We start from the raw sequence: 14,245 nt of genomic DNA, 5'->3' as shown, positions 1-14,245 counted from the left end.
TATATTTCGGAAATAAGACCTACTTTTGCCATGCTTTTGAAATAAAGTATTAACACTCTTCAGTAGCTCAGTTGGTTAGAGCATCTGACTGTTAATCAGAGGGTCGCTGGTTCGAGCCCAGCCTGAAGAGCTTTAATGTAAAAAGATTTTTGGATTGCTTCCTTAGCTCAGTTGGTTAGAGCATCTGACTGTTAATCAGGGGGTCCCTGGTTCAAGCCCAGGAGGGAGCGCAAAAAGAAAGGAGTCATATTTATGGCTCCTTTTTTTGTATTGGTATTTGATTTAATATTTAAATATTGATAGATTTGCTAATAGGAGATCTATTAGTAATAGGGATATTATAAAATTTGAATAGAATGCAACAACAGGTTTTAGTGGATATGGATGGTGTTTTGGCCGACGTTTACCAGCAATTTATAAATAAAGAATTTGAATTAACAGGCGAATATTTAGATATAAAATCTATGCATGGGATATTGGAGTCGGAAGCATTTCCTCATTTTGAATCGATTGTCCGGTCCGAAGGTTTTTTCAGAACGGTTCCACAAATACCTGACAGTATAGAAGGCTTGAAATATCTGAATGATAAATACAAAGTCTTGATCGTTTCTTCGGCAACGGAGTTCCCGACCAGCTTAAAAGAAAAAGTAGACTGGCTGGGAGAGTTTTATCCCTTTATATCTTGGCGTCAGATCATTCTTTGTGGACAGAAAGACTCGATAAAAGGAGACATTATGATAGACGACCATCCAAAGAACCTGAACTTTTTTGATGGAAAGAAAATTATTTTTACACAACCACACAATGTTTTCCATAATGAGCCCGAATGGCAAAGAATAGACGGCTGGAAGCAAATAATTGATATTTTGTAAAAGAGCTTTTAAATAAGATACCTTTTTTATTTGAAGTGTTTAGCTTTGTTAAAAAAATAATTCTGTCTTGGTTTTTTTAACAAAAAAAGAGGGGTTATTACTAATACTTTTCGGCTATATATGTGTTATATAGTTTTTAGGTTATTATTACATAGACACTTAATCTATGTAATAGGAGAAGAAAAACACCGGAGTAATATGTCTTCTGCGATCAATTTCCAATTGATTTGATTTTAACTGAATCTATTATTTTAATACTTACCGGATTGTATATATTCTTACCATCAATGCTGTTTTAAAACGGGTAATATCGGATAGATGTATTGTTTGTTTTATAAATCCTGCACAGGTTATGATTGGTAATAAATATTATTGTTTTAGGGGTAACCGTTGGTTGGTATAGCCGGTGTTGTTTTGATTGCCAGATCCAGAGAGTGAGATATGGAAAATTAAAGTGAATACTATGAAAAAATTTTATCTAGCATTATTATGGCTTGTTATCTCAATGATATCACAAGCTCAGGTCGGGATCAATACTCAGAGTCCCCACCGATTAACCGAATTTGATGTAAAGAACATTGTAAATGGGACAGACACTATTCCCAGAGGAATACTTATTCCCCGTTTAAGAACAGAACAGAGAGATCAGATGGTGATCGTGGATGTAGATGATGATAATGGTATTCTCATCTATAACATTGATGAAGACTGTTATAATTATTATTCGCGATTGGAAAGCGAATGGCAAAGCGTTTGCGGAAAGCTGGGAAAGGCTCAATTTACGATGGATTGCCAATCCATTCAGGTGCATGGGCAATATCTCAGTAACGAATCTCTGGATGGAAGCCATTATATCAGGGTACAGGTAGAGGTTACCAAGCCGGGATCTTACATTGTAACTGCAGTGACCGAGCCTGATAACGGATATTATTTTATGGCATCGGGTGAGTTTCTAACAACAGGTTTTTTTAATCTTATTCTGCAAGGTGCAGGAACTCCACGGAACCATACAATTGCCGGAGGGGAAGGAGATCTCGTGAAATTTTACCTGGATGGTATAGATTCGGAATGTAGTGTTCGGATTAAGATCGAAGATTCGTCTGTTAAGCCTAATTATATAATGAATTGCGATGATGTTGTCGTAAATGGAGTGTATGTTGTTAATAAATTACTGGATAATACTAATACTATAACTCTGACATTGACTGTAGATGCTTCGGCAAATGGTGCAACTTATATAATTTCAACTAATGAAGTGGATGGAATTAGTTTCTACGGAACGGGGACTCTTGCAGGGGGTACCCAGACTGTTGTTTTAAAAGGCTCGGGAGATCCTACTTCCTTTGACAGGAAAAGATTAATTATCACCTCCAATAGTGCCACATCTGTTGCGACATGTGTCGCTTTTGTGGACATTGCTTATCGTAAAATGAAAATATTGGGTATCGGACGCGGGGGAGATGATAATTTTGGTTATAACCTGGCTTTACCTCCCACCAGTTTATATCCCGGTACGTATGGGTACGGTGGACGTAAAATGATGAATTCTCTTTATAATTTTGGGACAGAATCTTATAGTAAAATAAAAGCTGAGGGTTTCGATTTTATAAATGGTAGCCCTGTTGCGACAGTTGCTTCTCCAACTTCCACTCAATTGCAGAATTATATTGATACCGAAAGGCCTGATATTATTGTTTGTGCCTATAACTGGACTCCGGATGATAACTCGATAGATATTCTGATCAGGTATCTGGAAAATAAGGGAGTTGTGTTAGCTTTTATAGAAGCTCCGGATGCAGTAAAGCGACTATTTAACCGTACGCTTAATATAACCTCTGTAGCTGCAGCTACAACAGCTGCCAGAAGCGCCGGTTCTATTTTTACTTTTAATTATATAGTGGAATCTACTATATTAAATGGTCCGTTTGGCGATGTGCGTGAGAAAAACTGGGGCGAAGATGCTTCTAATACTGTATGTGTAACCGGAGTTCCCATAGGTTTTGTGGATGTATATTCGAATGGGATTTACCGCAACCCTGGATCCAATGCTCTTGAGGGAAGTGCGGATGAAATCACATCATGCAAATTCAGGAATCTGAACTTATTCTGGTGTGGTGACGGTGGATTCTGGTCGCGGCAATTAGGTGCAGGAAATTATAATACCATTTGTCCTTTGAATTATAATGCTAATTTCGAACCTTTGACAAAAGCATACGGATATGCCTCCAGCTATACGGTTTATAACTCGCATTTCTTTGCCAATATAATGGCTTGGGCTATTGATCTTGCTCAAAATGACGGATACAATACTCCGAGATAAGCTTTGTATTTATAGAAAAAAGAGGATTAAAAAATAATCCTCTTTTTATGTTATTTTTGATTAAGGATGAATCTTCAAAAGTAGCCCCTTGCATTCAGTACCCCTTGCTTTTTCAGCTCGAATAAGTCCTCGACATAATTACCCCATACAGCAATTGCCTTGTTTCCTTCTATCATGAAATAGGGTGATGGATAATATTCGGCTACCGCTTCGTCCGAAAGGCCTTCTATATCGAACGATACCTCTTCGGCAAAATCTATGATTTCGGGTTTTAGATCCGTCCTTTGTATATCTTCTCTGTTGTAATCGGTCGAATAGCAACTGGCCCATCTTCCGTCTTTAGTCTTGTAAAGCGGGAAGAATTGATATTTCATATGGAAAAATTCGCCCTGAGCCTGAAAGAGGAATAGAAGTACATTCTTGTATTTTCCGAAAGGAGGAAAACCATAATGGTCATATGCTTCGAAATGGATCGTGTCATGTGGATAATAGCCATATATGCCTTTCAAAACTTTATATTCGGCTTCGAATGCAGCATCCATGAGTATGGCATCGGGTTCTACTTGAGGAGTGAATTGTTCCACTTTTATCTTTTCACCGATAAAAACGAATATACTATCTGTCTCTGTTTGACATTGTATTGATAGAAAAGGGAGTAATATAAATAAAATAAATAAGATTTTTCTCATAAATGAGATTTTAGAGAGTTTTTGTAAAGCTAATGAAAAACAATATGTATCGTGTCTTTTTATGAAAAAATGTATCGTTTTTTTTAAGTTGAACAAAAGAAAATACAGCACTGTTTCTATAAAAAACACATCTATGAAAAGTGAACAGCAAACCGGAAAGAAACTTACTTTTTCTGTACTGGTAAAGATTATAAAGAATACTATTCAGGGATTTAGCGACGACAATATTACGAGGCTAAGCGCTTCGTTGGCTTATGCTACTTTGTTTTCGATGATACCATTTCTTTCGCTTCTTATTACTATCGGTGTGTTTCTCCATATGGATTTAGCCAGCCAGTTATATACTCAATTAGAGCCCATTGTGGGAACAGAGGTCGTACAACAGTTGAGAGACGTTATCGGAAATGCGGAAAAAACAGATTCGTCTACACTTGCAACCATCATCAGTTTGGGAGTTTCGATATTTGGAGCAACTGCTATTTTTGCCGAAATACAAGGTTCATTGAATACTATTTGGGGAATAAAAGCAGTTCCTAAAAAGGGATGGCTCAAGTATATTCAAAACAGGATGCTTTCTTTTTCTATCATACTTGTGTTTGCCTTTATTCTGTTGATTACGTTTAGCATTTCAAATATAATTGTTAGTCTGAGCGACAGGTTTATGTCTAATTATCCTGAGATAGCAGAGATAGCGGTCAATACAGTGGGAGTACTGATAAACATCGCGATTACAGCAATCATTTTTACATTGATCTTCAAGATACTGCCTGATGCCAAAATAAAGAGCAAAGATATATTTGTTGGAGCTGTTGTAACTACAGTACTGTTCTTAGTAGGGCAGTGGGGCATATCTTTTTACATAGGTATCGCCAATGTTGGAACTGTATACGGAGCCGCTGCATTTATGGCTGTACTGATCACGTGGATCTATTATTCAGCCATTATAATCTATATCGGTGCGGAGTTTACAGAAGCATGGGCTAATGAAATGGGAGGGAAGATTATTCCCGACGAATATGCCGTAGCCACAAGGGTTATCGAGATACACGAGGAGGATACCTCTACAAAATGACCGGGCTTAGTCTTTTTTCAATTACAGGAACATTATATATTTGTGGCTATAACTAAGTAGCTGAAATGTTATCCGAGAAAAGAAATAATATAGAGCAATATCATTTGGAAGAAAACCATCCTGAAAAACTCCAGCTTGAACTGTATTCTTTGGATGAATATCTGATGGATAGTGACGGATGTGCTGCTAAACCGCATATGCATAGCTTTTACCAGATTATATGGTTTACAGAAGGCTATGGAAAGCATTTTGTCGATTTTAAAGAATATGATTTCCATCAGGACACTGTTTTCTTTGTATCGAAGGGGCAGATTCATTACTTTGATAATAGTATTTGCGATGGGTATATTCTTCATTTCAGTGAGTCATTCCTTGCCGATGAGAACGAGGTCAGTGTGTTTTTGAAGTATACTATCTTCAATTCGTTTGAGAGTGACCCCTGCTTTGTCCTGAAAGAAGAACAATTGGAAAGCTTAAAGCAGATTTTTAGCCAGATACGGACGGAACTGAATCTGGAAGACGAGTTTGCTCATAAAGATTACCTGAAACATCTTTTAAATCTGTTCCTGATATCTATCCAGCGTATAGGAGAGAGACGCACGAATAAAAAACTCTCGGTTAATAATCCTTATCATATTTCGTTTGTCAGGTTCAGGCAGTTGCTCGAAACAGGTTATCGTACTATACACTCAGTGAACGGATATGCCGGACTGATGAATGTATCAGCCAAAACATTGACAAACTATACAAAATCGGTTTCGTTTCAAACTCCTTTGGAGATAATAAATGACCGCTTGATACTCGAAGCAAAACGTTTGCTTACCCATTCGGGATTAACTGTAAATGAAGTTGGTTTTGACTTGGGATTCGAAGACCCTTCTTATTTTGTGAAGTTCTTCAAGAGGCATGTCGGGATGTCTCCGGGCGAGTTCAGATCGGCTGTTTCCTGATTCTACCATTTATATTCCATTTTATCCATTGCCCGTATTTGTACTTAAACTGACCTTTGTGCCATCAGAAAAGGTAGTATCTACCATATTTTTTTAATCATAAAAAAAAATAAGATGACAAAGGCATTTTTAGAAATTACAATGTATGTTTCGGATTCCAATCGTCCTGCAGCAGCTGCGGTTTACAGTAAATATAAACAACCGTTTTTGGACGAGATACAAGGCGCTACTCAAAAAGAACTGCTTATAAGAGACGAAGATGTTCAGGTCTTACATGGCTTTAAAAGTGTGGAAGATGCACAGAATTATCTGACAACAGAGCTGTTCAACAACGATGTAGTGAAAGAGTTGGCTCCTCTCTTTGATAAAAATCCTGAGATTAAGATTTACTCAGTGGCTTGATTTTATTCTTACCTGTATAAACAAAAACTCCCGGATAATTAATCCGGGAGTTTTTTATTCCAGTTTTGCTTTTAGTTCTTCGCTGTGTCATATTTTTCTATGTGAGGGCAATTCTCTATTTATGACCGGGCTGAAATTTTTTTTCCTTCTTTTATACTTTTCATATAATCAACAATTTTTTCTGGGAGGATTCTATGCAATTTAATAAAAGGTTGCTGTATTTGATTTCAGTTAACCTGCTATATCTTAGAGAGTCTGTCGCTATTATCTGCATTGAGATTGAGAGTCATATAGTCTTCTATAGGTCAATGCCCTTATTGTATGTCTTATAAATTATAGTTGTTTTTTTATTTTTTATGATTATCTTGATGCGCATTTTTGGTTCAAACAGCACTACCGGAAACATATAGTATACACGAAAATAGAAGAATAACTGTATATTTGTCTTGCTGTTTAAAGCAAAGTGTTATTAATGGTTTACGGTATAAGCGTTTAGCTGATTCGGTGCAGAACAAAAGTCCAAAATTTAATCGCGCATCAAGAACAGCAGAATGCCCGTCCCGCCTTATATATTAAAAAAGTATAGGGTGGGAGGTGTTTCCTGTTTGTGCGTGAGGGCTTGGACTCCCTGTTCTGCGAATAGGCGATGTCCTCCCGCTTTTTATTGTATAACGGTTTGCATCGAGGAGGAGAGCAAACCCACAAACTTACAAATTATGATGAAGTCTTCGATCTTCCGCTTCGTGCGGTTTTTTATTCGTTATCTTCCGTTTCGGCTGTCCCCCGAAATGAATATTATGTATCTATATGTGGGCAAAACGGTGGATCAAATTATCGCAAAACATAAATACTCCCCAATTTTTTACGTTTTTTCTCCTGCATTCAATAAACAGTCTTATGGGCTTGTATTAGAGGTGCGTACCGAGAGAGCTACACTGGCTTGTTCTATTCAGAACGGTGTGTGTACCGATGCCCGGTTGTTTTTGAAAAGCGAGTCTGTTCCCGTTTAATGGGTAATACATAAGCTGGAGGCGCTTTTATAATATCTGCTTATTCTTTTTTAATGTAAGCAGAGGATACATGTATTGTAGCCTCTGCTGTATTTGCTTATATAATGTGGTTGGGCTTTTTTGATTCTCATTTCCGGAATAAATTTTAGTTTGGTATCATTAATCCATATATTGCTCCGATTACTTATTTCTGTATTCTCTGGGAGACATACCCGTATGCCGTTTAAAGTATTTCCCAAAAAAAGATTGGGAAGGGAAGTTCAGATCGTCACTTATTTGCTGTATGGTCATATTGGTAGACTTTAGCAGGGCTTCGGCTTCGAGTATAACATAACGGCCTATCCAGTCGTTGGCTGTTGTTCCTGTATTGGCTTTTATCAGGGTCGATAAATATTTGGGGGTAAGACAAAGTATATCTCCATAAAAACCGATACTCCGTTCATGTTTATAGTGTTGTCTGACAAGACCCAGAAACTTGTCAAACATAATTTCATGCTTCGATTTGGACCTATCATCGTTGTTCTTTTTATGGAACTGATAGCTGGTTCCAAAGAAGAAAGCCATTGTCAGGAATTTCACAGTTTCCATACGGTAGGGGTTATCCGTCCTTTCTATTGTATCTTTCAGCATGTTATAGAAAGTAACCGTAGATTGCAGATCCTTCTCAGACAGAGAGACTACAGGGTTTTCGCTGATCGACATAAATAAAACAGTACTTGATCCTAAATTCAGGCTGTTTATAAACTTTTTAGACATACTTATAAAAAGGCCTGTAAAATCGTCACTCATATATCCGTGCTGTAATATTTGTCCCGGTAAAATAATTGTCAGACATGGGGCAACCGATACGTAGTGTTTCAGATTTATTGAGCCTTCGATTCTTCCCGATAGGCCAATGAAAGCAGTTATCATATCTACTTTGAACGGATAGTCGAACATAGACTCCATGATAGGCCTTTCCAACAGGATAATATCGTCACCTATCGAAGTTATATTCCCACTTTTAAGGTATTTCTGCCAATCGAATAATTGTATGCCTTTTTTCATTATATCAGTTTTTGTAAAAGTAGGTTATTAGGTTCGAATATTGATGATTATTCGACCTTTAGTCCAATATTGCATCTTTTTTGACCTTTTGCATCCATATTACACCAAATACCTTTGTCTCCGGATTAAAATAATCATCACTTTTAAATGAATAACTCTACAAATGAATAAATTAGTATTTGCTCTGGTCATTGTATGTGCAAGTCAGGTTATGACAGTAACAGCTCAAACTTCAAAACAAGATTCTCTTGCCAGGGAATTGAGAAGTTATGTTGCCCGGAATTTTTCGAAATCGCGTACATTTAACTTGTATTGGGAAACGAATCCGTCTTATGATTACAAGCTAAAACAGAACGAAAAGGAAATCGAAAACGGAAAAATGAGGGATATCCACACTATAAAATTTGCAGCAACAGTGCCGGTAGTATTATTGAAGAATTTTTCGCTTTATGTAAACGGTCAGGCTAACTTCTATAAATTTGAAGCTCTTGACAATACAACCAGTAGTGTATCCTCCGTATTTGCCAAAAATGAAGATGCTTATAATTATTACAAAGGAACTCTTAGTGGTGCTTTTCGGACAAAAATAGGGAGTAAACATCTTATACTGAATGCTAATATCTCGGGCGACGGATGGGATAAAGGTTTTGAAGAGGTAGAAGGAACTTTCTCAGCTGTAATGTTACTAAAGAATACTCCGACCACTAGTTTTAGTATTGGCGTATATGGTATGACTCTTTATGATCAGATACCGGTGCTCCCGATTGTTACTTACTGGCATCAGTTTAATCCTAAACTCAGCGTTGATGTAACATTGCCAAGCAGTGTTTATTTGCGTTATCAGCTTGGCGACAGCCACCGTGTTTCATTAGGAACATCGATGGATGGAGAGCGTTTCTATATGCGCCCTGAAATAGAAGGGTTACCTAAAACTTGTTTGTACAGCAGTACAGCAATAAAACCCCAACTGGTTTATGAATTTATTATAAATAAGCATTTTTACCTGATTGCCCGTGGTGGTGCTTCGGGGGTAATTAATAGTGGATTTTATAAAACAGACCGTAAAGGTGTAGATGGTGATCCATTGGTTGAATTTAGCCGCTCAATGACTCCTTTCTTCAATCTTGGTTTTTCGTATAACCTTTTTAAATAAGAATGATCCGTGGATTTTATAGAAAAAGAAAAAGCTGTTTATTAAACGGCTTTTTCTTTTATGATCGAATACATTTTCATATCGAGGATAATGCCATTTTTAATGGCATTCTTTCTGAGAGTTCCTTCGTATTCGAATCCGCATTTTTCTAGTATCCGGCACGAACTGATATTATAAGCAAATGGTTCGGCAAAGATTCTGATAATATCTGTATTCTGAAAAATATAATCACAGGTTTGTTTTAAGGCGGTTGCCCCAAATCCTTTTCCCCAATATGGCTCTCCAATGTAATATCCTATTTCGGCAGTTTTCGAATGGATATTGACCTGACGGAATACTCCTATGCTTCCTATTGCTTTGTCGTCGGCGGTGATTGCAAAAGCGTATATAGCTTCTTTATCCGCATTGAGTATTGTAGTGATGTATTCTTTAGCATCTTCTACTGTATAAGGGAATGGTATCCCATCTCTTAGATTATCGAGAATCTTTTGGTTATTCAGTGCTTCTGCAAGATCTTCCGCATCTTCTATTTTCCAATGACGTATTTTACATTCCATTTTATGAGAGAAAGGTTTTGTTTTAAAAGTAAAATAAATTGACCGAATGCAAATATATTGATATAAACAAAAAAGGCCATCGATTTGATGACCTTTTCTTTTCTGTGATCCCGCTGGGGCTCGAACCCAGGACCCCATCATTAAAAGTGATGTGCTCTACCGACTGAGCTACGGAATCTCCGGTATTGCTTTTCTTGAAAAGCGAGTGCAAATGTATAATAAATATTTAAAAGATAAAAGGATAAATGTGCAAAATGTGTATTTTTGTAAGAGAAGAACTGTGTCGTAAATTGTCTTTTAGGTATTTGTTTATTTGGTAATGAGAGAATTAGAAGAAGATAGAAATTCCCGGATTTATTTGACGAAAACTACTTTGTGGCTAATGACTATCGGTGCCGGGCTGATTGTCGCAAATAATTATTATAATCAACCTCTTTTGGGTAAAATAGCCAGAGAATTCAATGTCTCTGAAGCTACAGCCAATAATATAGCAATGCTTACCCAGATAGGTTATGCTATGGGTTTACTGCTGCTTATTCCATTAGGAGATATGTTCCGGCGGAAGAAGATCATCATAGCTGATTTTATCGTTATCATTCTGTCTCTTTTGGCTTTCGCTGTGAGTACCAATATTTATATAACTTTTGTTTCCAGTTTTGTGATCGGATTCAGTTCGGTTGTCCCTCAGATGTTTGTTCCTATTGCCGCACAACTATCGAGACCGGATGAAAAGGGTAAAAATGTAGGTTTGGTTATGAGTGGGCTTCTTGTAGGTATCCTTGTTTCCAGAGTATTTAGCGGACTGATCGGTGAATATTGGGGTTGGCGCGAAGTATACTATATTGCAATTGGAATTGTTACTATATTCGGTATAGCTATAGTGATAGTTCTGCCTGATATAAAACCGACATTTCATGGTACTTACCTGAAGCTTATGCAGTCTCTTTTGCATTATATAAAGACAGTACCGAGTTTACGGCTTGCATCGGTTCGGGGAGCATTGGGATTCGGCTCTTTCATGGCCTTTTGGACAACTCTGACTTTTCATCTGGAACGTCCGCCGTTTTTTGCAGGTAGTGATATTGCCGGAATGCTGGGTTTGGTTGGAGTCGGCGGTGCTGTTGCTGCTTCTGCCGTTGGACGGATGACCGACCGTATGAATAAAAATATACTGATAGTGGCTGCTATTATAATGATGATCGTTTCGTGGATTATATTCGGTATGTGGGGATTTTCGTATGCAGGCCTTATTGTAGGAATTATTTTGCTTGATGTGGGTTTACAATCGATGCACATAACAAACCAGACAATTGTATTTTCGACTAATCCCGAAGCTACTAACAGGCTGAATACAGTGTATATGGTGAGCTATTTTATAGGAGGCTCGTTAGGAACATTCATTAGCGGGAAGGCATGGAATTCGTTTGGATGGTATGGTTCTGTTGGCGTTGGAACCAGTTTTGTCTTGATTGCCCTTATTGCTCACTGGCTTTTTGCCGGAAAAGTAAAACAACACTAAAACAGAAGTGGAACAAAACAAATACTTCAATAAGAATGTTTGAAAAAGAAAAGGGATATGAAAAAGCTGACATTTATTTTATCTGTTTTTTGTTTGGTAGTACTTGCTGCATGTAAAACAAAAGCTTTGACGCCTGAGCAGCAGGCTAAAGTGGATGCAAATATTGAAAAAATCGAGAGCCGCAATTTTACATTTACAGCGAGAAATGCTACACCTATGTCCGGAAGGTCTATTACTTTGACGGATAATTACTATCTGAAAATATCTCCGGATTCGGTTCAAGCCAGTTTACCATACTTTGGACGTGCATATGTTGCCCCAACCGATGCCCGGAATCTGGGAATAAGTTTCGTGAGCACAGATTTTGACTATAAGGTGGAACAGAAGAAAAATACTTCCGAAATAACTATAGTCCCGAAAGATTTATCGAAGATCCAGCAATCGGGCTTAAAACTTATTCTTTCTTTGGGTAATAGTGGATATGGTACATTGTCCGTTATATCAACCAATAGACAGTCTATTTCTTTTTATGGAACTTATTGAAAAAGAATATAAATGAAATAAATATGAAAAAAGAAATCATTTTTGTATTGTTAAACCGTTTTGCCGATTGGGAAGCGGCACATACTGCTGTTTGCTTAAATACAGGAGTAATACCGGGAAGACCGGTTAAATATATCGCAAAAACCCTATCTCTCACTAAAGAACCTATAATTTCTATAGGAGGATTCAGGCTTTTACCGGATTACGACATACATACTTTTCCCGAAGATTGTGCCGGATTGGTGCTGGTAGGTGGAGATAACAACTGGTTCTCGCCCGAAGCGGAATCCTTAGTCCCTTTGGTAGAAAAAATGATTCGGGAAAATAAATTGGTTGCCGGAATCTGCAATGCTTCGGTTTTTCTCGGTAAACATGGATTCCTCAATCATGTAAAGCATACAAGTAATGCGCTCGAATATTTGAAAAATATAGCAGGCGAAAAATATACCGGTGATGCGCATTATATCGAAAAACCAGCCGTTCGCGACGGTAATATCGTTACTGCCAATGGAACTGCTCAATTGGAATTTTGCCGCGAAATATTATATGCACTGGATACAGATGAGCCAGAAATAATTGAAGAAAGTTATTCATTTTATAAAAATGGTTTTTTATTTAGTGGAAAATGATTTCTCCCCAAACCCTCTCCATTAGAGAGGGTTTGGGGAGTTCCCCTTTAGGGGTTTCATTCTCAATTCTCCATTAAATAAAAGTGTACAAAAAATATTTATCAAGTATTAGACTCTCCAATTTACTCGAAGTGTATTGGGTTACTTAACCAAAGCATATTCAATCTGTGGGTAACCGCGGGTTCCGCCATCACTACCTACTCCTAGTTTTAAAAAGCGTAGTTTATAGATATTTCCGGCTGCATCTTTCACCAGATAGAAATGTGTTTGGGTAACTCCGGCGTTATTTCCGGTAGTGGCTCTCCAGTTACTACCTATAACATCTACATCCGACGAAAATGCAGCATTGGCAGCATCTGTTACTGATACATTTGTATAATTCAGGGTGCTTGTTATCTCTACAGAAGCGGCTGTTATGCCTGCGCGGTTATTGATAAAGACCATATCGGCGAATACATACGGAATTCCTTGTGCATGATAAACGGCACGTGTCCATTGTATATCCCATTTTTCTTTTTCGGGTTCAACCTGTACGATCTTATTATCTACGAATGAAGCATAGGTGAAATTATATTTTGCATCTTTCGGGATATCCAGACTATTTACGGTTGAGCTGTTACTTGCTGCATATTGCAGTGTATAAGTATTGGCATCTTTCTGGCTTACTTTTACTTTATAAAGCTGAGGGGTTTGCTCTGCGAAATTCACCAGATATACTTTACCTTCTTTGATAATTGTTCCTGATATTTCTCCGGATAAATCGTCAATATAGGCGAATTTATCGGTATAATTTAAGCTTAGTTCAGTTTTATAAGCTGTTTCATCCGCTTCAGAGATTACTGCATCTACTGTCAGGTCTGTAGCTGTAGCAGTTGCAGGTAAAACGTTGTTTAAGATCACGCCGAATTCACTTCCATTATAAAAGCCGAGGTTCCATGAATTGCGTGCAACAGATGTTTGTTCGTTACTGCTGAAATCGACATACACCGAGTTTACTGCACTTGCTCCACCTTCTCCACCGTTGAGGGTTAACGAAGCTCCTTCGGATACAATGGCACTGAATGTCAGTTTAAGTGATTTCTTATCTCCAAGGACAAGGCCTCCGCTTACTGATTTAATATCGAAACTGATGGATTCATCTCCATCGAAAAGTTCAGCTACTTTGGTTACCATAATAGTAGCTGAAGTTGATCCTGCAGGAATGGTAACATTGATAGTATTATCTGTTGCTGCGGGGGTAGTTGTTATATCATCGCCATAATCGATTCCATTGGTATTAATCCCGATAGAAACGGCTATATCGGAGCTTTCTGCCCTGTCGATATTAAGGGTAAATGATTTATTTGATTCGGTTTCTGAAATACCCAGTTCAGTTGCTGAAAAGTTAATAGTATTATCAGGAAGCGGAGGATCGTCGTCGCTACAAGATGTAACGAATAATCCTGCGAACATTAAACTCAGATAAAGATATTTTTTCATATT

Annotated in this window: 14 protein-coding genes and 3 tRNA genes; 12 read left to right on the top strand and 5 right to left on the bottom strand. The window is 37.7% G+C overall.

Features of this window, described 5'->3' with window-relative positions; all coding sequences use genetic code 11:
* Positions 1–56: 56 nt before the first annotated feature.
* The 4 genes from BUC12_RS17790 (at position 57) to BUC12_RS17775 (ending at position 3,192) form a co-directional block, all read left to right on the top strand.
* Positions 57–130: transfer RNA gene (locus BUC12_RS17790), tRNA-Asn, on the top strand.
* Between the two features lie 26 nt (positions 131–156).
* Positions 157–230: transfer RNA gene (locus BUC12_RS17785), tRNA-Asn, on the top strand.
* 126 nt (positions 231–356) lie between these two features.
* The gene (locus tag BUC12_RS17780) at positions 357–872 is read left to right on the top strand and encodes a 5' nucleotidase, NT5C type (protein WP_062178719.1); all 516 of its coding nucleotides are present in this window, start codon (positions 357–359) and stop codon (positions 870–872) included.
* A 463-nt stretch (positions 873–1,335) separates the two neighbouring features.
* Complete coding sequence (locus BUC12_RS17775; protein WP_139262114.1) at positions 1,336–3,192, top strand: hypothetical protein; 1,857 nt, start codon at positions 1,336–1,338, stop codon at positions 3,190–3,192.
* 74 nt (positions 3,193–3,266) lie between these two features.
* Here BUC12_RS17775 and BUC12_RS17770 read toward each other — a convergent pair whose 3' ends face one another.
* Entirely contained in the window at positions 3,267–3,881 is a 615-nt protein-coding gene (locus tag BUC12_RS17770) for a hypothetical protein (RefSeq protein WP_062178724.1), read from the bottom strand.
* 133 nt (positions 3,882–4,014) lie between these two features.
* Between BUC12_RS17770 and BUC12_RS17765 the strand changes: the two genes are divergently transcribed.
* The 4 genes from BUC12_RS17765 (at position 4,015) to BUC12_RS17750 (ending at position 7,315) form a co-directional block, all read left to right on the top strand.
* On the top strand, positions 4,015–4,953 hold the full coding sequence (locus BUC12_RS17765; RefSeq protein WP_062178828.1) for a YihY/virulence factor BrkB family protein: 939 nt from the start codon (positions 4,015–4,017) through the stop codon (positions 4,951–4,953).
* 65 nt (positions 4,954–5,018) lie between these two features.
* The gene (locus BUC12_RS17760; RefSeq protein ID WP_062178726.1) at positions 5,019–5,903 is read left to right on the top strand and encodes an AraC family transcriptional regulator; all 885 of its coding nucleotides are present in this window, start codon (positions 5,019–5,021) and stop codon (positions 5,901–5,903) included.
* Positions 5,904–6,017: 114 nt separating this feature from the next.
* Entirely contained in the window at positions 6,018–6,305 is a 288-nt protein-coding gene (locus BUC12_RS17755) for a hypothetical protein (protein ID WP_062178728.1), read from the top strand.
* Positions 6,306–7,021: 716 nt separating this feature from the next.
* Positions 7,022–7,315 carry a hypothetical protein gene (locus BUC12_RS17750; RefSeq protein ID WP_062178730.1) on the top strand — a complete coding sequence of 98 codons (294 nt, stop codon included), beginning with the start codon at positions 7,022–7,024 and terminating at the stop codon, positions 7,313–7,315.
* Positions 7,316–7,495: 180 nt separating this feature from the next.
* Here the strand turns inward: BUC12_RS17750 and BUC12_RS17745 are convergent, their stop codons facing one another.
* A complete protein-coding gene (locus tag BUC12_RS17745; RefSeq protein WP_062178732.1) occupies positions 7,496–8,362 on the bottom strand; it encodes a helix-turn-helix domain-containing protein in 867 nt (288 codons plus the stop codon).
* Positions 8,363–8,525: 163 nt separating this feature from the next.
* Between BUC12_RS17745 and BUC12_RS17740 the strand changes: the two genes are divergently transcribed.
* Complete coding sequence (locus BUC12_RS17740; protein WP_062178734.1) at positions 8,526–9,515, top strand: DUF6268 family outer membrane beta-barrel protein; 990 nt, start codon at positions 8,526–8,528, stop codon at positions 9,513–9,515.
* Positions 9,516–9,556: 41 nt separating this feature from the next.
* On the opposite strand, the gene BUC12_RS17735 is transcribed toward BUC12_RS17740, so the two are convergent.
* Both BUC12_RS17735 and BUC12_RS17730 read right to left on the bottom strand, forming a co-directional pair.
* Complete coding sequence (locus tag BUC12_RS17735; RefSeq protein ID WP_062178737.1) at positions 9,557–10,072, bottom strand: GNAT family N-acetyltransferase; 516 nt, start codon at positions 10,070–10,072, stop codon at positions 9,557–9,559.
* 105 nt (positions 10,073–10,177) lie between these two features.
* Positions 10,178–10,250: transfer RNA gene (locus BUC12_RS17730), tRNA-Lys, on the bottom strand.
* Between the two features lie 141 nt (positions 10,251–10,391).
* Between BUC12_RS17730 and BUC12_RS17725 the strand changes: the two genes are divergently transcribed.
* The 3 genes from BUC12_RS17725 to BUC12_RS17715 are packed head-to-tail and all read left to right on the top strand — an operon-like array spanning position 10,392 to position 12,763.
* Positions 10,392–11,591, top strand: a complete 1,200-nt coding sequence (locus tag BUC12_RS17725; RefSeq protein ID WP_062178740.1) for an MFS transporter — start codon at positions 10,392–10,394, stop codon at positions 11,589–11,591.
* Positions 11,592–11,648: 57 nt separating this feature from the next.
* Positions 11,649–12,134: a DUF4251 domain-containing protein gene (locus BUC12_RS17720; protein WP_062178743.1), complete on the top strand. Its 486-nt coding sequence runs from the start codon at positions 11,649–11,651 to the stop codon at positions 12,132–12,134.
* Between the two features lie 23 nt (positions 12,135–12,157).
* A complete protein-coding gene (locus BUC12_RS17715; RefSeq protein ID WP_062178745.1) occupies positions 12,158–12,763 on the top strand; it encodes a type 1 glutamine amidotransferase family protein in 606 nt (201 codons plus the stop codon).
* 141 nt (positions 12,764–12,904) lie between these two features.
* Here the strand turns inward: BUC12_RS17715 and BUC12_RS17710 are convergent, their stop codons facing one another.
* On the bottom strand, positions 12,905–14,242 hold the full coding sequence (locus tag BUC12_RS17710; protein WP_062178748.1) for an HmuY family protein: 1,338 nt from the start codon (positions 14,240–14,242) through the stop codon (positions 12,905–12,907).
* Between the last annotated feature and the right edge of the window lie 3 nt (positions 14,243–14,245).

Origin of the sequence: Indolivaga macrotermitis (genome assembly GCF_900128985.1) — a bacterium.
GTDB lineage: Bacteria > Bacteroidota > Bacteroidia > Bacteroidales > Dysgonomonadaceae > Dysgonomonas_A > Dysgonomonas_A macrotermitis.
The sequence above is the reverse complement of the archived record's forward strand: the minus strand, read 5'-3'. Positions and strand labels throughout refer to the sequence as shown.

What these genes read in the sequence shown, in the direction of transcription:
- BUC12_RS17780 (WP_062178719.1), top strand. Translation starts at nt 357, where the DNA reads ATGCAACAACAGGTTTTAGTGGATATGGATGGTGTTTTGGCCGACGTT.
- BUC12_RS17775 (WP_139262114.1), top strand. Translation starts at nt 1,336, where the DNA reads ATGAAAAAATTTTATCTAGCATTATTATGGCTTGTTATCTCAATGATA.
- BUC12_RS17770 (WP_062178724.1), bottom strand. Translation starts at nt 3,881, where the DNA reads ATGAGAAAAATCTTATTTATTTTATTTATATTACTCCCTTTTCTATCA.
- BUC12_RS17765 (WP_062178828.1), top strand. Translation starts at nt 4,015, where the DNA reads ATGAAAAGTGAACAGCAAACCGGAAAGAAACTTACTTTTTCTGTACTG.
- BUC12_RS17760 (WP_062178726.1), top strand. Translation starts at nt 5,019, where the DNA reads ATGTTATCCGAGAAAAGAAATAATATAGAGCAATATCATTTGGAAGAA.
- BUC12_RS17755 (WP_062178728.1), top strand. Translation starts at nt 6,018, where the DNA reads ATGACAAAGGCATTTTTAGAAATTACAATGTATGTTTCGGATTCCAAT.
- BUC12_RS17750 (WP_062178730.1), top strand. Translation starts at nt 7,022, where the DNA reads ATGATGAAGTCTTCGATCTTCCGCTTCGTGCGGTTTTTTATTCGTTAT.
- BUC12_RS17745 (WP_062178732.1), bottom strand. Translation starts at nt 8,362, where the DNA reads ATGAAAAAAGGCATACAATTATTCGATTGGCAGAAATACCTTAAAAGT.
- BUC12_RS17740 (WP_062178734.1), top strand. Translation starts at nt 8,526, where the DNA reads ATGAATAAATTAGTATTTGCTCTGGTCATTGTATGTGCAAGTCAGGTT.
- BUC12_RS17735 (WP_062178737.1), bottom strand. Translation starts at nt 10,072, where the DNA reads ATGGAATGTAAAATACGTCATTGGAAAATAGAAGATGCGGAAGATCTT.
- BUC12_RS17725 (WP_062178740.1), top strand. Translation starts at nt 10,392, where the DNA reads ATGAGAGAATTAGAAGAAGATAGAAATTCCCGGATTTATTTGACGAAA.
- BUC12_RS17720 (WP_062178743.1), top strand. Translation starts at nt 11,649, where the DNA reads ATGAAAAAGCTGACATTTATTTTATCTGTTTTTTGTTTGGTAGTACTT.
- BUC12_RS17715 (WP_062178745.1), top strand. Translation starts at nt 12,158, where the DNA reads ATGAAAAAAGAAATCATTTTTGTATTGTTAAACCGTTTTGCCGATTGG.
- BUC12_RS17710 (WP_062178748.1), bottom strand. Translation starts at nt 14,242, where the DNA reads ATGAAAAAATATCTTTATCTGAGTTTAATGTTCGCAGGATTATTCGTT.